General features: G+C 44.5%; 22 protein-coding genes and 1 tRNA gene. 14 read left to right on the forward strand and 9 right to left on the reverse strand.

What is annotated here, in order from left to right:
- The first annotated feature begins 20 nt into the window (after positions 1–20).
- Positions 21–96: transfer RNA gene (locus NP165_RS11140), tRNA-Ile, on the forward strand.
- Between the two features lie 98 nt (positions 97–194).
- The gene (locus NP165_RS11145; RefSeq protein ID WP_140317109.1) at positions 195–1,286 is read left to right on the forward strand and encodes an integrase; all 1,092 of its coding nucleotides are present in this window, start codon (positions 195–197) and stop codon (positions 1,284–1,286) included.
- Positions 1,287–1,496: 210 nt separating this feature from the next.
- Here the strand turns inward: NP165_RS11145 and NP165_RS11150 are convergent, their stop codons facing one another.
- The 4 genes from NP165_RS11150 to NP165_RS11165 form a co-directional block, all read right to left on the reverse strand.
- Complete coding sequence (locus NP165_RS11150; RefSeq protein WP_233946154.1) at positions 1,497–1,979, reverse strand: hypothetical protein; 483 nt, start codon at positions 1,977–1,979, stop codon at positions 1,497–1,499.
- 125 nt (positions 1,980–2,104) lie between these two features.
- Positions 2,105–2,731: an NADAR family anti-phage protein gene (locus NP165_RS11155; protein ID WP_233946122.1), complete on the reverse strand. Its 627-nt coding sequence runs from the start codon at positions 2,729–2,731 to the stop codon at positions 2,105–2,107.
- A gap of 4 nt (positions 2,732–2,735) precedes the next feature.
- Positions 2,736–3,743: a phosphoribosyltransferase-like anti-phage protein gene (locus NP165_RS11160; RefSeq protein WP_257084033.1), complete on the reverse strand. Its 1,008-nt coding sequence runs from the start codon at positions 3,741–3,743 to the stop codon at positions 2,736–2,738.
- Positions 3,744–3,864: 121 nt separating this feature from the next.
- Positions 3,865–4,401, reverse strand: coding sequence for a hypothetical protein (locus NP165_RS11165; RefSeq protein WP_257084034.1), 537 nt, complete (start codon positions 4,399–4,401; stop codon positions 3,865–3,867).
- Between the two features lie 898 nt (positions 4,402–5,299).
- On the opposite strand from NP165_RS11165, the gene NP165_RS11170 reads away from it, so the two are divergent.
- The 10 genes from NP165_RS11170 to NP165_RS11215 all read left to right on the forward strand — a co-directional run bounded on the left by NP165_RS11170 (position 5,300) and on the right by NP165_RS11215 (position 12,474).
- The gene (locus NP165_RS11170) at positions 5,300–5,539 is read left to right on the forward strand and encodes a helix-turn-helix domain-containing protein (protein ID WP_017048924.1); all 240 of its coding nucleotides are present in this window, start codon (positions 5,300–5,302) and stop codon (positions 5,537–5,539) included.
- Between the two features lies 1 nt (position 5,540).
- A complete protein-coding gene (locus NP165_RS11175; RefSeq protein ID WP_257084035.1) occupies positions 5,541–5,885 on the forward strand; it encodes a TraK family protein in 345 nt (114 codons plus the stop codon).
- 343 nt (positions 5,886–6,228) lie between these two features.
- Positions 6,229–6,591, forward strand: coding sequence for a conjugal transfer transcriptional regulator TraJ (gene traJ / locus NP165_RS11180; RefSeq protein ID WP_213879926.1), 363 nt, complete (start codon positions 6,229–6,231; stop codon positions 6,589–6,591).
- Between the two features lie 5 nt (positions 6,592–6,596).
- The gene (traI, locus tag NP165_RS11185) at positions 6,597–8,369 is read left to right on the forward strand and encodes a TraI/MobA(P) family conjugative relaxase (protein WP_257084036.1); all 1,773 of its coding nucleotides are present in this window, start codon (positions 6,597–6,599) and stop codon (positions 8,367–8,369) included.
- Positions 8,370–8,398: 29 nt separating this feature from the next.
- Entirely contained in the window at positions 8,399–9,175 is a 777-nt protein-coding gene (gene trbJ / locus NP165_RS11190; protein ID WP_136483276.1) for a P-type conjugative transfer protein TrbJ, read from the forward strand.
- Between the two features lie 2 nt (positions 9,176–9,177).
- Positions 9,178–9,366: a hypothetical protein gene (locus NP165_RS11195; RefSeq protein ID WP_257084037.1), complete on the forward strand. Its 189-nt coding sequence runs from the start codon at positions 9,178–9,180 to the stop codon at positions 9,364–9,366.
- 2 nt (positions 9,367–9,368) lie between these two features.
- Positions 9,369–10,460, forward strand: coding sequence for a P-type conjugative transfer protein TrbL (gene trbL, locus NP165_RS11200; protein WP_257084038.1), 1,092 nt, complete (start codon positions 9,369–9,371; stop codon positions 10,458–10,460).
- A 101-nt stretch (positions 10,461–10,561) separates the two neighbouring features.
- Positions 10,562–10,807 (forward strand): hypothetical protein, encoded by a 246-nt coding sequence (locus tag NP165_RS11205; protein ID WP_158141132.1) that lies wholly within the window; start codon positions 10,562–10,564, stop codon positions 10,805–10,807.
- Positions 10,808–10,974: 167 nt separating this feature from the next.
- Positions 10,975–11,700 carry a hypothetical protein gene (locus NP165_RS11210; RefSeq protein ID WP_257084039.1) on the forward strand — a complete coding sequence of 242 codons (726 nt, stop codon included), beginning with the start codon at positions 10,975–10,977 and terminating at the stop codon, positions 11,698–11,700.
- A 498-nt stretch (positions 11,701–12,198) separates the two neighbouring features.
- Complete coding sequence (locus NP165_RS11215; RefSeq protein ID WP_257084040.1) at positions 12,199–12,474, forward strand: hypothetical protein; 276 nt, start codon at positions 12,199–12,201, stop codon at positions 12,472–12,474.
- A 105-nt stretch (positions 12,475–12,579) separates the two neighbouring features.
- On the opposite strand, the gene NP165_RS11220 is transcribed toward NP165_RS11215, so the two are convergent.
- The 5 genes from NP165_RS11220 to NP165_RS11240 all read right to left on the reverse strand — a co-directional run bounded on the left by NP165_RS11220 (position 12,580) and on the right by NP165_RS11240 (position 15,147).
- On the reverse strand, positions 12,580–13,347 hold the full coding sequence (locus NP165_RS11220) for an RES family NAD+ phosphorylase (protein WP_101411111.1): 768 nt from the start codon (positions 13,345–13,347) through the stop codon (positions 12,580–12,582).
- 131 nt (positions 13,348–13,478) lie between these two features.
- A complete protein-coding gene (locus NP165_RS11225; protein ID WP_257084041.1) occupies positions 13,479–13,838 on the reverse strand; it encodes a hypothetical protein in 360 nt (119 codons plus the stop codon).
- Position 13,839: 1 nt separating this feature from the next.
- Positions 13,840–14,106, reverse strand: a complete 267-nt coding sequence (locus NP165_RS11230; protein ID WP_257084042.1) for a hypothetical protein — start codon at positions 14,104–14,106, stop codon at positions 13,840–13,842.
- Positions 14,066–14,290 carry a hypothetical protein gene (locus NP165_RS11235; RefSeq protein WP_257084043.1) on the reverse strand — a complete coding sequence of 75 codons (225 nt, stop codon included), beginning with the start codon at positions 14,288–14,290 and terminating at the stop codon, positions 14,066–14,068. Before NP165_RS11235 ends, NP165_RS11230 begins: the two co-directional genes overlap by 41 nt.
- Complete coding sequence (locus tag NP165_RS11240; RefSeq protein WP_257084044.1) at positions 14,290–15,147, reverse strand: ATP-binding protein; 858 nt, start codon at positions 15,145–15,147, stop codon at positions 14,290–14,292. The genes NP165_RS11235 and NP165_RS11240 overlap by 1 nt, the downstream gene beginning before the upstream one ends.
- A gap of 871 nt (positions 15,148–16,018) precedes the next feature.
- Here NP165_RS11240 and NP165_RS11245 point away from each other — a divergent pair.
- Positions 16,019–16,354: a helix-turn-helix domain-containing protein gene (locus tag NP165_RS11245; protein WP_029863732.1), complete on the forward strand. Its 336-nt coding sequence runs from the start codon at positions 16,019–16,021 to the stop codon at positions 16,352–16,354.
- Positions 16,347–17,753: a HipA domain-containing protein gene (locus tag NP165_RS11250; RefSeq protein ID WP_257084045.1), complete on the forward strand. Its 1,407-nt coding sequence runs from the start codon at positions 16,347–16,349 to the stop codon at positions 17,751–17,753. The genes NP165_RS11245 and NP165_RS11250 overlap by 8 nt, the downstream gene beginning before the upstream one ends.
- Positions 17,754–17,986: the final 233 nt, after the last annotated feature.

Consider the following 17,986-nt stretch of genomic DNA (forward strand, 5'->3'; position numbering starts at 1 on the left):
TATAATCATTGCCCTACAAAGGCCCCTTAGCTCAGTGGTTAGAGCAGTCGACTCATAATCGATTGGTCCCCAGTTCAAGTCTGGGAGGGGCCACCATTCAAATCAAGCACTTATCGCTTACCCTTCTTTGAATGTTGCCTTTTATTCCGTCCCGAGGTACAAAATCAGTACAGTACGCATTCGGGAGTACTCACATGGCAACTTTAGTTAAAACTTCTTCAGGTACCTGGAAAGCCGTTATTCGAAAAACCGGCTGGCCGACGACGTCTAAAACTTTTCGTCTCAAACGCGATGCCGAGGATTGGGCAAGACGCACCGAAGATGAAATTGTGCGTGGCGTGTATATCAAACGTTCCTCATCTGAACGACTCACCATTGAAGAAGCGTTAAAACGCTACCTGGCAGAAATCTCACCGACCAAACGACCGGCGACCGCTGCCTGTGACGCGAGACATTCCAAACCGATTATCAAAGCCCTGGGAAAATACTCCCTGGCTGCCCTGACTCCCGAAATCATTGCCAAGTATCGAGACGACCGATTAGCTGGCCTGGACCGTTGCGACGCCAGAGGTAACCCGGCACCCAAACCACGCTCACCTAATACCGTGCGCATTGACCTGGCCCTGCTCAGTCACCTGTACAATATTGCGATTAAAGAATGGGGTATCGGCCTGGCAATTAACCCGGTCCAGAACATTCGTAAGCCCTCCCCACCTTCTGGCCGGGAACGACGCTTGACCGAGGAAGAAGAGATACAGCTCCTGGAAGCCGTTGAGGCGCACACTAATCCGATGCTGGCTTGGATTGTTCGTATCGCACTGGAAACCGGTATGCGTTCCTCTGAAATCACTTCTCTGCGCCGCTCTCAGGTTGATTTGAAAAAGCGTGTGGTTTTCCTGGTCGAAACCAAAAACACCATGCCGAGAACCGTTCCGCTTTCTCTCCTGGCGTTAGAATCCTTTAAGCAGGCGATTAATAATCCGGTACGGCCCATTGATACCGATCTGATTTTCTTTGGCGAACCAGGCAAAGACGGCAAGCGACGCCCGTACAACTTCAACAAAGTGTGGATGAAGATCAAAGCCAAGATTGGCCTGAAGGATTTTAAATTCCACGACCTGCGCCACGAGAGCGTCAGCCGCTTAGTTGAAGGCGGGCTAAGTGATCAGCAAGTCGCCGCCATCAGCGGCCACAAATCAATGCAGATGCTGCGCCGCTACACGCACCTCAGAGCCGAAGACCTGGTTGAAGAACTGGACGCGATTGCCAAAGGGAAAAAGGCTTAGCCAACACCGCCCCTCAAGTGTCAATGAAATGGGGATGAGCCCGGTGTAACCTGGCTGTCCTCCAATGGATGAGGCTGGTTTATTGACCTTGGGGGGTAATTCATAGTGATTAGTATCGATACAATCTTTGAATAGCTGGGTAGTCGAACACCCGCGATAACGATTTATTCGATCAGATAAGAAAAAGTATCTTGAAACCTTAAACGCTTCTTATAAGGTCAATAGTGCTAGGATTAGCCCACCAACCACAGTACCGATAACTGCAACTACCGTTTGACTAAACATAGGACTGCCAACTAGCTTTTTAACCGATGAAGTTTCTTGAGCTTCACCTGCTGCCGAAGTTAAAAAATGGTCAGTAACATCATTACCACAATCTTTAATTTCAGTATCTTCATATCCATATCCGGGACTGATAAGTACAATCGGACTTCCATCATTAAAGTTATCAATTTCTTTACGGCTGCGCTCCTGAAGTTTCTGAAGCTCTGTTTTATGAGAGAACCGTGTAGATATAACTCGAATGCTTTTCAACGAATGCGTTTCAATTACAGAACCAGACACCAATAATCTGGCACCCTTTTTATAAGGAAAAACAAACTTGGCAAACAGTTCAGGCTCGGTGAGATCTTTGAACAAACAAATCCATGAATCACTGTCTTTTTCTTTGATTAAAACGTGATAATTACTCATTAATTCATTTAACCTTATACATGTAGCCCTGTTAAGATGTAAGCTAAGCAACGCAATACCGAAGCCGCCGCCTACTACCTTAAACACTAAATGCAACGCGTTGAGAATCACTCTTAAACAGTTTGTTAAACGTCAAACATGTTAATTTGTGGAGTGGCTAAAATACGAGAGTCCGATTTATTTACTGGCAAAATATCTTGATTGTAGAGTTTAAATTGAGGAATATTTAATGGAGGGACAACCATAAAGCGCTCTTTTTTATTATGTATAACTTGTTCTCGAAGTTCCATCAACAATCGCCCTAGCGCATTTACACCAACATATAAGTTTTGCTCCACAGGTTTTGCCCCCCAGAAGTCATCCTTATTCGAAATCTCAACAATTTGCATATCCTGCGTACTCAGGAGGAGTGACGAAAACTCATCCCAATTTTGAGCTAACTTTACTCTTAAACACCACTTCATGACTAAAATTCTAACAGCTAGCCAGTCGTCTCTTGAATGCTCTCTAAATGGTTTACCTACCATTTTCGCTGTCATAGGACTCCCTTGTGTTAGGATTTTTTCTTGTACGTCAGGCAGATGTGGAAAACGACAAGCTTGGTATAGTGCTTCCACACTTTTAATTGCCACGCAATTTACAACAACAGGAAAACCGCCCGCCATATTTGACAAACCACCCCACTGTTCGGTGGTTTTCTTAAATGCAGCTGCATTTCTTATGTCATATTGCTTTTTTTCATGTTGTTTCATAATACTAGCCGTATGTTTTCCTTTGTAATAAAGGATACCACTTACCAAACGGATGTGCCGTAGAGTAACTAGGGTCACCCCACCAAAACGCTAATGGGTTGTTATTTGGACAGTTTCGGAAGCTAAAAACCGTAGATCCAAAGCCAAAACCATCAAAACGATTGTAGCCCAATGGCTTAACCACTTTATTTGGAGATTGACAGTAGCCTAATATTTGTAAGCCCGCTTTGGTAATCGCCAACTCATATTGAGTTCTGCGCTTGCGAGAGAACACTTTGTTTTTGAGATCATTCTGAACTCTAAACGTTGGCTCTCGTTCCTGTCCGGCAATGTACTCACGGGCTTCTGGAATTTCCATTACAACTTCTTCTGGCCAGAATACATGAGATTTATCTTTATAGGACAATCGATTTTCTAGGCGAAAATCCTCGATTGACCAGTATTTGAATGTAATGTTCTTTCCGTAAGCTTCTGCTAACTTTGGCAATGTTCGCTGTACGTACCAAATGCCACTTTGATACCACCCCATAAGGACCACACTCATATGACAATTTTGAGGGGCATCGTTAATAATCCATTGTCGAAGATCAGACACTAGGCGATTCCCCGAAAATAAGAAATCATCTAAATATATATAGTGCTCTGAATGGCTATTTACCTTTGGCTGCAATCCGTACTTATCTTGAACATGTTGACGTACTAAAGAGACTAATTCAGTCTGGCTATTACCATTTAACTGAACATCACAAAGAGACGCCTTTGACCAAAAGTCTGCTTGGTCCTCTGTAGAAAATTTCGGAGATGTAATTAATGAAGAGATAAACTTTGAGAATTCTTCTTTTGTAATATATGTACGCTTTAGAATTCTATTGGTCTCGGCCAAAACAACTTCACGATCAACCTCATCAAACTGTTCAATCCATCTTCGAACATGAGCTTCATCTAATCGACCAAACTCTCCATCCGCATAATCTACTATTATACTTGATATACTACTGATCAAATCTTCCACGATCCTATCCTTATCAATAATTACAAAACTCAATTTTGACGTTTAATGTCTTGCTAAGAGGCTATATTTAGCGAAGAATGAGCGCAAGCCGAGCTTTTTGCGTCCTTTCTTGAGCAACTTGCTATAAGCCAAAATTACCATCAAACTCTGAAACCAAGCGTCCATTTTGAAACTGCTGTACAGAGTAATAGTTATTATCTTTATCTAGCTCGATGAAATAACCAACTTCATAACCGCAAACATGCTCGGGGTGAGTTTGCCCATCAAAAGACCAAACATCATCAAAACTAGCTTTTGTTAAAGTACGTAAACGTGCTCTATCACTAACTTTTTCTTCTTCGGGCCTCTCGGTCTTTTTCATTTCAATAGCGATTAAATTGTCTCTTGCCATTACTTCACCACGACTATGCAGGATTAAATCACAAGTAATGTTTATAACTTTCATATCATCATCCAGCATGGTTTTAACTCTACCATTTTGCTTTCGGTTGTATTCGGTATCAGCGTAATAGGCTGACAAGCCATTTTGGTGAGCTATGGCTTCGAGAGGAATTGCGAGCCTAGAGCAAAGATTTCTTTCACTAACGCCACTTAGGATATTTTGCGCTTCTCTTTGGAAAAACTGGGCTAGACTTTGTTCGAAGATTTGAGTTAACACTCGATGCCTCCTTGGCTTATAACAGTATCTTTTAACTAGACACATTCCATATAAATGCAGAGAAAACACCGAATACAGTCACTTATCATATTGTTTCATTTACTAAAATATAAAACACAAAATTAAAAATGAAGACAGTTTTGTATGACACCCCATACAAAACTGATTACATATTTAGTTATTAGAAAAAATAGGTCAAATGATGACAAGAGAAATGTGTCCCAAGTCTTAGGCTAGTACGCATGGAGCAGAAGTGTTTCAGCCAGGACGAGCTGAAACTGCTTTCCATACAGGAGTCGTCGTTAAAGTTCTCAAATGCCCCTCATATGTCAATAACTCCACCAGAGCCACAGTAATACACTTCTCTAATATCTTCATAAACTCACATATATTGACACTTGAGGGGCACATTCACGGCAACTGAGTAGCCATAGAATGTAATCACTTAACAACAATAGTGATTTAAATCACAAATGCACATGCAACTAAAAGAAAATCATGATAGGTGATTTTTGCAAGTTAAGCGTATTCCACCCGAATTAATCCAACTCTGCTTACTATCTCACTCACTTGATTCCACTCCTCTCTCTTTATTTATAAGTACAGAACAAAAGTAAACTTTAACAATTAAAACAAAAGGATAAATAACAAACTCTATCAATAGAGATATTAATGTTCGATATACCGAAATCAAGAACGCTCAAAATCAGCAAAGACTCGATTTTAGCCGCTAAAAAATAGAAAACATCAAATCAAAAAACTTACGATATATCGAAAATTGTCGATAAAATTCACGAAAAGTATAGCTATACCACCGAAAAGTATCCATTTGACACGAAAACTCACATCTCATACGCTCAAATTCAAAGTAATAACGAACGTTACGAAGGAGAGCAACATGACGACTGAAGAATGGTTGTACAACAAATACGGCAATTCTCCGCTGCTTTCATTTACTCAGGTTGCAGAGATCCTGCATCGCAGCCCTGAAGGATTGAGAATTACTCTTCGCACTAACTGCGATTTAGCCAACAAGCTGAAACCCAATCGACTCAAAATAGGCAGACGGGTTTATTTCAAGGTCTCCGATATCGCCAACTTAATTGACCAGGCTACCCCGGACAATATGGAGGCTTGATATGTCGGATTACGTCAAAGAGCTGCAAGCCTGGATTATTCAGCGCCAGCCCAAAACTCGCCCTCCCACCAAACAGGAAGTCCTTGCGACTTTCATTGGCGTTCAATCCTTCGTCGAAGAAGGCATTGAGGCCGGATATAACCTCAAAACCATTTGGGAGTACCTGACGGAGCAGAAATATATCTCGTTCCGCTATGAAACGTTTCTGCGCTACGTAAAGCAGTACATCGCGACGAAGCCCAAGCCCTGCACAACCAATGAGCCAGAGGAAGAAAAGCAGAACGTTTCGCGCAAAATCAGCGGATTTTCGTTTGATGCCAAGCCAAATAAGCAGGACTTGATATGAATACTCAGCCACGCAGTTTACCCGCTGTCAGCTCGCAGTCGCGGCGCTACCAATGCGCAACGCCAACACAACTTTGTGTGTTTTTCGCTGGTATTGATGTGGTTTGTTCGTGTTTTTGCCTGCTTTTGGGCTGGTTTACGCGCAATTGCGCGACAGCAGCGCAGCATACCTGCGATATCCAAAACACAGTTGTGGGTGATATTGCGGGCAGGATAGGTGAAGTGGTCCCCCCGACAAGTCGGCGGTTACCACTTCACTTCCCTTATTCGCGCCAGGGCGCTCAACGGTAATCCTGCCCTGCGGGGCCGAGTCAGTAACAGACGGTTCGAGACGGAGACAACACATGAATCATGCAGAGAAAGTCACCAGAAAGAATACGACGCCAATCAAAGTCTATTGCCTGCCGGAAGAGCGTGAACTAATTGAAGCCAACGCCAAACAAGCCGGGCTGAGCGTATCCACTTACCTGCGCAGAATTGGTCAGGGACGCCAAGTGAAAAGCGTCGTTGATGCACAGCAGGTGCGAGAGCTGGTTAAGGTCAATGGCGATCTTGGCCGCCTTGGCGGTTTACTCAAACTCTGGCTGACCAATGATGTTAAAGCCGCGCAAATCGGTGTGCCGACCATCAAGGCCGTGCTGAACCGGATTGATACCACCAAAGATCAGATGAGCACCATCATGGAATCGGTCCTGCGCCAAAGGTGATAGTCATGATTGTTAAACACATTCCAATGCGTTCCACGCACAAATCTGATTTTGCCGGCTTAATCAATTACCTCACCGATGCTCAGAGCAAAGAGCACCGCTTGGGACACGTAAAGCTGACGAACTGCCACGCCGATTCGGTCCGGGATGCAATCAGCGAAGTGCTTGCCACTCAGCAGTCGAACACCCGGGCAAAGAACGATAAAACCTATCACCTGATCATCAGCTTCCGAGCCGGTGAACAGCTTGCTCAGGACGTGCTTTCAGAGATTGAAAAACGTGTGTGTGACAGCCTTGGATTTAACGGACATCAACGTATCAGCGCCGTTCACAACGACACCGACAACCTGCATATCCATGTTGCCATTAATAAGATTCATCCCACGCGCCACACCATGCATGAACCGTATGCCGCCTATCGAACCTTGGCCGAACAATGTGAGCAGTTAGAAAAAGCGTTTGGACTCCAGCAGGATAATCACACTCCGCAGCAAACTCACAACGCTGCGCGTGCGGCTGATATGGAGCGACACTCGGGCATTGAAAGCCTGGCCGGTTGGATTAAACGAGAGTGCTTACAAGAGATGAAAGCCGCCCAGACCTGGGCTGAATTACACGATACCTGCCGCACACATGGCCTAACGCTATCGGCCAAAGGTAATGGCTTGGTTTTCTCGGCTGACAATGGCATCACGGTCAAAGCCAGTACCGTTGCCCGCGATCTCTCAAAACCCAAATTAGAAGCTCGATTCGGCGCGTTCCAATCGGCTCAGATCGATAGCAATCACTCCGGCCAAGCCGCGCAGCGCAATTACCAAAAGCAGCCGCTAAAAACACGCATCGATACCAGCGAACTGTATGCACGCTATCAGCGTGAGCAAAAGGCTCTCGCAACTCATAAGGCCACCGCTTTAGAGCAGCTTCGCCACAAGAAAAACCAGCAAATCATCAATGCCAAAAATAACAACAAGGTTCGCCGCGCCGCCATCAAGCTGACCGGCAGCGGTCGATTTACCAAACGTGTGCTGTATTCCCAGGCGAGTCAGGCACTGCAAAACAACTTGGCCTCGATTCATAAACACTACCAACAAGAACGCCAACAGGTCTATCAAACTCACAGCAAGCGCACCTGGGCCGACTGGCTGAAACACCAAGCGCAACACGGCGACCAAACCGCATTAGCCGCGTTGCGAGCGCGAGAAGCAGCTCAGGCACTGAATGGCAACACGCTCCAGGGAAACGGGCAGACGCGCAAAGACCAGAGCAGTGTGATCGATTCAATCACCAAAACCGGCACCGTTCTGTTTCGCTCCAAAAATGGCGCAGTACGTGACGATGGTCAGCGCCTCCAGGTTTCGGTCCAATCCGACTCCGAAGCGATAACTCAGGCGCTGAAAATAGCCCTGGAGCGTTATGGCTCTCAGATCAGCGTCAATGGTTCTCCGGAGTTTAAAGCTCGTGTGATCCGCGCAGCGGCAGACACCGGCCTGCCCCTTACTTTCAGCGATAAAGGTCTGGAACAACGTCGATTAGCTTTGCTGTCTACCAACCATCAGGCCAAACCGGCTAAGGCTCAACGCCGTGGTGTTCCACCAATTGGCAAAGCGCCGCCAGGCATCAGGCGCAACACGCTCAGCACTCTTGCTCAGCTTGACGTCATGCGTTTTGCCAAACCAGCGGAGCAAAGGCTATCGGCGCTGGAACAACGTAAAGCGCAACTTCGCGCTGAAATGGCGCAGAAAAAACAGAAACAAGCCAAGAAGAGCAGAAGTCGATAAACCACTTAAACGTCAGTAAGGAATACACGATGAACATCAGCACAAAAATTTTAGCGGCTAAAATTCGTCTTTTAGCACTCGGCGGGATAATGGCGCACGCCAGCCCCGTTTGGTCCGGTATACCAGTGGCCGACGGCGTTAACCTGCAACAAAACATCATTTCGGCGATGGAAGCCGTGACGCAGACCGCCAAACAAATCCAGCAGTATCAGTCCCAATTGCAGCAATATGAAAACATGCTGCAAAACACCATGGCTCCAGCTTCCTACATCTGGGACCAGGCTCAATCCACGATTCATGACCTGACTCAGGCGACCAATACACTCGCCTACTATCAGAATCAGCTCGGCAGTCTGGATGAGTATCTGGGCAAATTTCAGGATGTGGCATACTATCGCAGTTCTCCTTGTTTCTCCTCTTCAGGATGCAGTGAAACGGAAAGGACTGCCATGATCCAAAACCGTCGCTTGGCCTCTGAGTCACAGAAAAAAGCCAACGACGCGTTATTCAACAACCTGGCACTCCAGCAAGACAACTTACAAACCGATGCCCGCCAGCTTCAGCGATTGCAGTCAGCCGCTCAAGGAGCTGATGGTCAGATGGCCGCCATCGGTTATGCCAATCAGCTTGCCAGTAACCAGGCTAACCAACTGCTGCAAATCCGCAGTTTATTGATTGCTCAGCAAAACGCTGTGGGCGCTCGGATGCAGGCAGACGCAGATAAAGAGGCACTGCAACAAGCCGCCCACGAAGCACTTTTTGATTTTGGTTCGCCAACCGACCGTTCCCAAAACAGAGGGTTTTAAGCATGAAAATTACTTCACCTATCGCTTTGTGCCTGCTTACGTCATTGCTTCTGCTTGGCTGTGACCAATCCCAAGACATCAAAGATATCGATTGCGACTCACCGGGCCTGACAAAAGCCGAGAGACAACAAGCTAACTGCTTTTGGAACATGGGTGACCCTACCGATCGCAGCCAGAATAAGGGGTTCTGATCATGAAGGCTCGTCAGGTAATTTCTTTGGGCTTGATTATCCCTTCGGCAACCGCCCATGCTTCCATTGATAACAACGGTGTGCTGGATGATGTCGCATTCCAGTTTATGACGGTCGCCAGTACCTGGGCAGACGTAATGACCAACTATGCCAGTTGGCTGTTTTGGCTGCTTGGTACTATCTCTCTGGTTTGGACCGGAGGAACCCTCCTCCTCCGCCAAGCGGATATCAGGGAATTCTTTGCCGAGTTTATCCGCTTCATAATGACGTTCGGCTTCTTTCTGTGGCTGCTACGTAATGGCCCTGAATTTGCCACGTCCATCATTGATTCACTGAGAATCATTGGCGCAGAAGCTGCGGGGTTACCGCGTGAACTGACGCCATCTGAGCCAATCAGTATCGCGCTGGATATTGTGGCTAAATCAGGCAATGCCTACAGTTTTTCCAGCCCCTTCGATAGCCTGGCGATCTTTTTCATCACCCTGCTGATTGTCGTTTGTATGACGATTGTTTCTGCCAACGTGCTAGTGGCCTTGGTGTCGGCTTGGGTACTTTGCTATGCAGGCATCTTTGTCCTTGGTTTTGGCGGCTCACGCTGGACTTCCGATATCGCGATTAACTATTTCCGCAACGTCCTTGGCCTGGCGTTAAAACTCATGACGATGACACTCATGATCGGCATTGCGATGTCCATCATGGATTCATTCCTGGTCAACCTTTCTGACGACGCTCCCATGCGAGAGCTACTGGTTATTTTCATTGTCGCGTTGGTCCTGGTGCTACTGATCCACTCCGTTCCCAATATCGTTGCCGGTCTCATCCCTGGAGCGGGGGCCGCCGCCAGTTCGGGCAACATCAGTGCCGGAGCAATGGCCGGGGCCGCAATGACCACCGGGGGAATGGCGGCTGGTGCGGTTATGAGTACTGCCGGTGGCGCATCCGCCCTTCAAGCCGCGTTTAAGTCGGCGACCAACTCAGAGATGGCTGAGATGATGACAGGCTCAATTGGCAGCGATTCAGCAAAGCCCGAAGAACCAGGTACAGGCGACACACCGTTTGCCAGAGCCGCAGGTATGGGGCGTGAGTCGAATTGAGTGTTAGCGGGCAGGTGGACGGTTGGCTAAAGAATCACACACCGAAGTTCTGAGAGAACAGGCCTCCAGGACTTCACCATTAGGCATAGAGGAGAACAAGCATGGAACTACATTTCCCACCTCAAAACTGGACCGATTTTGGCGCGTTTTTCGCGGTCATGTTCCTGGTGATGCTGGCGTTTTATTTTGCTGGTCAGTGGGCACACTCCACCAAATACAGTAAGCAGCTTTACCGCTTAGCTGACGTGCTGGAAGGGATTCAAAACAAAGTGGCAAACAAGGCGTATCGAGGAATGATGTCGTTGAATAAGCAAACCAACAAAACCAGAGGTTGGCCGTTCAAGTAACGCAAATCATAAAGACACACAGGCCGGTGCTCGCAACACCGGCCCGCATTTTCACATTAACCTTCCTGAGAGGTATAACATGACAATAAAACATTATAGAGCACCTCACACAGAGTTAAAGTGCTTAAATTTCACCCTATCCAATGTATCTTGTGAGGACTGATATCATGTCACGCAAGAACACTAAGACAACACCGACAGCAATCAAAGGCTATTCCTCTGAAGTACGTGTAGTTCTGCGAGTAGTAAAACAAGGTAGCGTACCAGAGGCTACTCGCCGCTTGATAGACAAGCTGAAGCACTTTCAGGACAAACCCTTTGTTCTCAGGTCTCTAAATTCACTGATTAGCCCTCACAGAGATATGCAGCGTCGCGTAAGAGTCAGAGCGTTTCGGGTCTTAACTGTTCTCATCAGTTATATGGATTGGGCAACATTCCGCATTGGAGTACCAAAGACCGCATTTAATGATCCAGTCAAACACCGAGCCATGATCAAGCGGTATGAAAAAATGTATAACGAAACAATGCCTGAATCCTCTTGGTTTCGTTATATCGATAAATTAACGCAAGCAGGCTACCTCAACAGTGCCAACATGGATATTCGTAACCAAGACGGTCAAATTCGTGGGACGGCTGGACTCAAGTGGTTAACCATGAAACTGATGAAAGAGCTTCGTTTGAAGTCGGGCTGGCTGGATGAACAAAGAAACCATGCACTGGAGCGGTTAAAAAAGTCAGGTCGGTGTAACGTATGGCCTACCTACTTTAGTAAAATGGCCCAGGAGAAGCGAGTTAAAGCGATAGTGGACGAAGCCACACAAACAGAATCATTCCAGGGGCAATTTGATACAGGCTTAACACCGCTCGACTTGAGATACCCACCCATTCATTAGCACTCCCTAATTTTTCATGCCAATTAGCTTTGGTCGACTTGTCACGTCTTCAAATCAGCCACCAACGCTAACGCTCAAGTTTTAACCTAAACATATCTAAAATCTTGTACCGTATCCCTCTGACATAACTCAGTTGAGTCTGTTCAACAGACTCCATTTTGATGTACCTACAAGCGTTCCGAAAAAATGAGAGTTGATAAAAGAATCCGGTATAACAAGTGGTTACTTCATTAACCTAACGGTTAAGCTCTATCACTGGTTTATTCATGCCTCGTCCCTCGTCATGAATAAACTTTTTAAGTAGGTATTGAAAGTTTACGCTGCGCTATGCCCAAAGGGGCAAGCCCCTCTGGACTCCCATTGGAAGCTTGATCACCTGGCTGTAATAACAGCTCACATATTGAGCACCTGAGCATATGGTGAGATGATAGTTTTTACGCCAGGAAGGTAATCGACTCAAACCACCAAAATCTTCTCACCGAGAGAGTCAGACGCAGTATGAAAAGAAAAGTACCCGATACAGAGCTACCACGCCCCCTCACAGAAGCCGAAAAGGAAAACTTGAGGAAAGACATGCAGGAGTCGTCAAAATGGGCCAGAGAGGAGCTGAGAAAGAGAAAAGAAGCCAAGTTATCCAGTTCTGAGCAACTAGACCAGGATGGGCTAAGGCCACTCACGCCTGAAGAGATTGAAGATCTGCGCCAGGAAATGAAAGCTGCGTCGGCCAAGATGAAAGAAGTGTTGGAGAGAAGAGGCTGGACTAAACGATCATAGTTTGATTGATCGCTATAGGTACTGTTTGGAATGAGAATATGGCGAAAAGTTAACTAGAGAACGCCATACTCGTTTGTTATGTGTAACAATACTCAAGTTATGTTCTTAGTGTTCTTCGATTCTTTTAAATTCAAACTGAACTTTAGATACCTCATGGATTTGACAACCTAAAACCTCTGCTGAAGCGAGATCAAAAAGAACTATATTATGTCCATCAGCTAACGAGCTTTTATATGCAATACCATCATAACCCCTAGATTTTACAAACTCTGATATGATTTGTGTTGCTGCATAATCTGATGTGGAATCTGAATTTCTTACCGGTTTAGAAAATGCATTATCAATATCCGACCAAACTGCTTTTTTCTTCTCTTCTTCGCTCGGTTCATTGAAGTAAAAAAGAAAATTAGTATTGCTAACGCCATGTTCAACGGAAAAGTCTAATATTTTTAAATCTTTTGTTGTTTTAAATACCCCTAGCGAAACTATAGCACCGAGCCAAGGCCTTATTTCTGACATAGCTGTTTCTTTATTAGTTGCCACGTAAAGGCAAGGTATTCCTTTGGAGTTCGCTCGTCCTTCTGAAGCACTATCCTCTAGAGGTTTCATTCTTGAATGAGGGAAAGGAATAGGTACATCGTCCACGTGCACTTGTTCGTCAGTTTCTGGGTCAGTTTGATACATTGGTCTCCATGCATGCCCATTTTGCGCACGCCACACCGTAGCACCTTTAGGTATCGATAATTCCCGCTCTTGGCACGTTTCGATAATTGCATTGAGAAAACGTTGAGATTCTTCGTCAAGAATATATCTCTGTTTCCGATTAACCGCCCAACTAAATGTAAAGAAACTTCGCCAAGAATTAAAACTCATCGTATACGCTTTAGTTACACATAACGCCCGCCTCAACTGCCGGAAGACACAAGCGCCTTTTGTGCGTTTTTTGCACAAAAGGAGACAGTGGCTGGAGGTCAGATTGTAGGCGCTTGTTATATTTTTTCTCGTTACCCAAGGCTAAAATGGGTTGTATTATGATCTAAAAGTAAAGCAAGTAACTTCACTAAGACTTGCGGATTATTAGTTTCATTAGAAAGTTCAACTTTTGAGCTTTCTTCAGGTTCTTTTGAAAGCTTATAGCATTCATCAGAAAGGATATTGCTAATTTCCTTTGCAAACAGATACTTTATATTTCCTAATTCATACCGCTCGATTTCACAGCCTTCGTCGGAGTGCCCCTCTGGAAATGTTGATTGAACCACATCCATTTTCTCAAGCGACTTTAACCTTACAATTTTTCCAGATAAATGGCGACCAACTTTAACTGTTCCAAGTTGCTCCCATTCATTAAAAAAGTCAAAATCCATGCTATTCAGCCCCCTCTGATTCAGAACCTTCGGACTCGAGATCTGTAGGTTCAACGTTTTCTCTATACCACACTCCTGCGTCATCAAATACCGATTTCGCGTTATCTGATATTTTCCCTCCGGAAATAACTCCCTTTACCCCTTGCTCTACAATTTTCTTCGCTTTACCAGGGTAAATTCCGCTGGAATATACTTTAACCTCAATGTAATCGTCATCACTTGGCAATTTATTCACCTCTTTTAGCCTGATTTTTATCAATTGTTTCACCAAGCAGCTTTAAAAATGCCTTAGTATCCTTGGCTATAACTTTCACATCACCTTTAGGATCATTACCTTCTGTAGGAGATACATCCAAGCCATTGGCTTTACCTAACTTTACAGCATTATCAACCATATCTTCATGCTTAATGTAGGATTCAATTGCTTTCCTTCCGGAACTTTTTTTACCCATTAGTCTTCCTTGTTTAGCGAAGAAAAAGACTTTCTTTGCTGTTCAAATGTAGAGCTAGAAGACTCCGTGCTCCGTAAACCTTCTAGAACATCTTTTTCACAAAAACGATTACCTATGAGATCTTGTAAAAAAAACCTTTGCATAACCAAAATTAAATCATTTGGCGTTAGCGTGTTTTCATGCACTAGCGACTCAACCTCTTGGAAGTCAATAGTTAACTCTTTGGAAATAATATCTAGCATTGGACTAATTAGAGCTTCTATTTCCTTAGCATTCAATACTGGGTTCACCTCAACTTTTAAAGAGAAACGCCTTTTAACCGCTGAATCCAAATGTGAAAGCATGTTAGTTGTAGCTGCTATTATGGGCATAAAGTCATAAGACTCTAATAAAAGCTCATCTAATTGGGAAAGAAACGTATTTACACCTCGTCTAACCCCCGAAGATTCATTACTTAAGTACCTAGAAGACAGGAGCGAGTCAACATCATCTATCTGTAAGAACACCTTTTTACCACAAGAGGCTTGCTCTTTAAGTTCATCAAACAAGCTTTTAATCGCTTTAGATGTTTCACCTAGATCTTTGTTAACAAGAAGGTCTAAGCTTTCTCGGTAATATTTAGAGGAATTTGCTTCCAACTCAGCTGCCAGATTTGATAACAATGTAGTTTTGCCTGTCCCCGGAGGACCATATAGTAAAATGGTTGGCATGAAATGAAGGGCTTTTGATTGCTCTGACCACTTATCTGACCACACGAACTTACAAAATGCGTCGACTAATCTTTCTTGTTGCTCAAGCCCAATAAGTTCTTGATGACCATGATCAGCAATGATCTTTTTTTCGCCAAATAAATGCACTACCACACCTTCTTGAAATATAACAGCCTTTTTTAAGCAGACATTGTCTATATAATATTTTAAGAAAACACAGACACCGTCACATCAACACATTGATTTATAGGGTTAACTTTCTTAAACACTCTGCAACTACAGAACATGTCTATCTAACCACCAATAATCCACTAAGCTCATAATCTGACATTGATAAAAGGTGGTCAAGAAATGACAAAAGAAACGTGTCTATTATGTGCTGACTAGCCGATTTTGTAGCGGGGATAGATAACCTCTTCCGTTCTAGGGTGCAGAAGTGGTGAAAGCAAGCGATCGGAGAGTTCTGATATCACAGAGTGTAAGTGCTGTACCGAAAAAAGGTACACTAGAGGTACAGTCACTAGTTTTGACACTTTCACCATAACTACGATAAACTACTGTTTAGTAAATACTTTAAGGTATTTTTAGTTACGCTTAATTTACCTCGGTTTTCCTAGACTTACTGCGTTAGTGGCTAACTCATAATCGATTGGTCCGCAGTTCAAGTCTGCGAGGGGCCACCAAATTCTAGAAGGTTAGTAAGCGTAGTGTTTACTAACCTTTTTTTGTACCTGACGATTTTGGGTCAGGTAATGGGTCAGGTAAGCCCCGATCACGCACTCTTCTCTGTCTTCTCCCAATACTAATCCGAATACTACGCTGTTGCCAAATGTGTCCTTCTGGCTGATAAAACTCTCTCATAGATAACAAAGAGAGGTATTAAACTCGCAAACCAACCATAAGTAACTTAAATTGCACTTATAGATAATTTCTTATACAGCCACGACAAAAGTGAGTTATAGTGAACTTATATATTAAGACGAACCCAATAGTGACAAAAGTACATTAAAAGGCACTTATGAAAAAAGGTAAGATGGTAAAGGCACAACCTATGCCTGATTTGAATACCGAGTTCAGTATGGAAACGCTGGGGAGCGCCATTCGCTCAAAGCGCACCGATAGAGGCTGGCGTATTGATGATCTCGCTTCAAAAGCCAACTTATCTCGTAGAACAGTCATGAAAGTAGAAAAAGGCGATAGCAGTGTCACCTTTGCCAATGTACTCGTCCTCATGGACATCTTAGGGCTATCGTTACGCCTTATCGATTTAAACCTATTTGTTCGTCCACATAGCCAAATAACCTCCCAAGCTGAAAACAGCGTGAGAAGCAATGAGGACGGTTGGTATGAGTAAGTTACAACAGTTAGACGTGTTTATCGGTACGAATACCAAAATTGGTCGTTTGATTCTTCCTGTCGGAACAGAAACAGAGTTCTCATTCATCTATGAAGATGAATGGAAACACACTGGTTTCCCAATTTCGCCACACATCCCTTTCGATGATCGGGCTTCGCCACGTAGTATTGAGAACTACCTCAGAAATCTCCTTCCTGAAGGAGAAGCCTTTGAGGAAATGATACAAAACACCACTATCTCCAAAAGCAACACGTTCGGGCTGATTCGCAAGCTTGGTGCGGAAACATCTGGCGCATTGTCTTTTCGAGTTCCAGACTCAGAACCTGGGGAAACCAGCTTTAGAGCTGTACCTAATGAGGAGCTAGTAGAACGACTAGAGCGAAATCTAGCACCATTAGTTTATTGGGACGGTAAGGTTCGCCTTTCGGTTGCTGGTGTTCAAAACAAGTTAAACTTACTTAAGCGCGGTGATGAATGGGGATTTGGTGAAGGAAAATTAAGTTCGAACTACATTCTGAAGTTTGAAAGCGGTAAAGCACCATGTATTGCTGTTAATGAGTTCTTTTGCATGACATTAGCCAAGCTATCAGGTTTGGACGTCGCCAATGTTGAGTTAACTCGCATTGGGAAGACTAGGACACTGATCATAGAGCGGTTCGATCGTGCCTATATTGATGCTCGTGATGTCGTTCAACGAAAACATGTGATTGATGGCTGTCAGGCGACTGACTTACCTCCAGGTTACAAATACGAGCGTCAGAATGGGGATGAAGGCGATGGCGTATATATGCGTGATGGCGTTTCTTTCCCACGCCTACTAAACGTCAAAACCATAGACACGGTAATCACTAACCTAAAGCTTACCCAATGGATGCTCTTTAATCTAGCAACTCTAAACTACGATGCTCATGGTAAAAATATTAGCTTCTTCGTCACCCCTAAAGACCTTGAACTGACCCCTTTTTATGATTTAGTAAACATAGAAGCTATCGCTCAAGAGGGAGCAAAACGCAACTCACGCAGCGGTAAATTGTCCGCTGATGAGGGTCGTGCCGCCAGTATCCCTCAATATTTTGCAATGTCGATTGGAGATTGGGAAAGCGAAGACTTTCAAAATCCGCCGAAAGGTAACTTCAAACGCCCTATCACCAGCTATGATTTAGCTGAGTTCGGCGCTCTGCTCGGTTATTCAGGCACCAAAATGTCTTCCATAATGATAGAAACCATTGGTGCTATAAAAAATGCCCTGAAGGAAGCGATTGACCTTACCGAAGCTCAAGGAATCGATGATGGAGAACGTGAACACATAGAACTGTGTGTGTCACTCATCCAAACAGAGTGTGAACATTTACTAGAGCAAGCAGATTGTGTATCTGAGGTGAGCGAGCTTCTTTGATGTTACGTAATGCTTATCTCGTTCTGGCTCTACATAATATTAGACAAAAACGTGAAGGTTTATCAGAGAGCATAAGATAAAAGCATAGAAGAAGTACCGACAGGGCATAGGCGAGAACTTTCATTAGTCAGAGCTATGATGTTTATAGGTGGTAAGCTCGTAGGAGCTATCAAAATTAAAAAAGCCTGATAAGGAAAATCATCAGGCTCTTGGATGACCACCACAGGGTAGCA

It is taken from the genome of Vibrio japonicus (genome assembly GCF_024582835.1).
In the GTDB taxonomy this organism is placed as follows: Bacteria; Pseudomonadota; Gammaproteobacteria; order Enterobacterales; family Vibrionaceae; genus Vibrio; species Vibrio japonicus.

Bases quoted from the DNA above. Each gene is read 5' to 3' on its own strand.
- traI (WP_257084036.1), top strand. From the start codon at position 6,597: ATGATTGTTAAACACATTCCAATGCGTTCCACGCACAAATCTGATTTT.
- NP165_RS11215 (WP_257084040.1), top strand. From the start codon at position 12,199: ATGAAAAGAAAAGTACCCGATACAGAGCTACCACGCCCCCTCACAGAA.
- NP165_RS11175 (WP_257084035.1), top strand. From the start codon at position 5,541: ATGTCGGATTACGTCAAAGAGCTGCAAGCCTGGATTATTCAGCGCCAG.
- NP165_RS11225 (WP_257084041.1), bottom strand. From the start codon at position 13,838: ATGGATTTTGACTTTTTTAATGAATGGGAGCAACTTGGAACAGTTAAA.
- NP165_RS11145 (WP_140317109.1), top strand. From the start codon at position 195: ATGGCAACTTTAGTTAAAACTTCTTCAGGTACCTGGAAAGCCGTTATT.
- NP165_RS11205 (WP_158141132.1), top strand. From the start codon at position 10,562: ATGGAACTACATTTCCCACCTCAAAACTGGACCGATTTTGGCGCGTTT.
- NP165_RS11210 (WP_257084039.1), top strand. From the start codon at position 10,975: ATGTCACGCAAGAACACTAAGACAACACCGACAGCAATCAAAGGCTAT.
- NP165_RS11245 (WP_029863732.1), top strand. From the start codon at position 16,019: ATGAAAAAAGGTAAGATGGTAAAGGCACAACCTATGCCTGATTTGAAT.
- NP165_RS11195 (WP_257084037.1), top strand. From the start codon at position 9,178: ATGAAAATTACTTCACCTATCGCTTTGTGCCTGCTTACGTCATTGCTT.
- traJ (WP_213879926.1), top strand. From the start codon at position 6,229: ATGAATCATGCAGAGAAAGTCACCAGAAAGAATACGACGCCAATCAAA.
- NP165_RS11220 (WP_101411111.1), bottom strand. From the start codon at position 13,347: ATGAGTTTTAATTCTTGGCGAAGTTTCTTTACATTTAGTTGGGCGGTT.
- NP165_RS11150 (WP_233946154.1), bottom strand. From the start codon at position 1,979: ATGAGTAATTATCACGTTTTAATCAAAGAAAAAGACAGTGATTCATGG.
- trbJ (WP_136483276.1), top strand. From the start codon at position 8,399: ATGAACATCAGCACAAAAATTTTAGCGGCTAAAATTCGTCTTTTAGCA.
- NP165_RS11155 (WP_233946122.1), bottom strand. From the start codon at position 2,731: ATGAAACAACATGAAAAAAAGCAATATGACATAAGAAATGCAGCTGCA.
- NP165_RS11250 (WP_257084045.1), top strand. From the start codon at position 16,347: ATGAGTAAGTTACAACAGTTAGACGTGTTTATCGGTACGAATACCAAA.
- NP165_RS11235 (WP_257084043.1), bottom strand. From the start codon at position 14,290: ATGGGTAAAAAAAGTTCCGGAAGGAAAGCAATTGAATCCTACATTAAG.
- NP165_RS11170 (WP_017048924.1), top strand. From the start codon at position 5,300: ATGACGACTGAAGAATGGTTGTACAACAAATACGGCAATTCTCCGCTG.
- trbL (WP_257084038.1), top strand. From the start codon at position 9,369: ATGAAGGCTCGTCAGGTAATTTCTTTGGGCTTGATTATCCCTTCGGCA.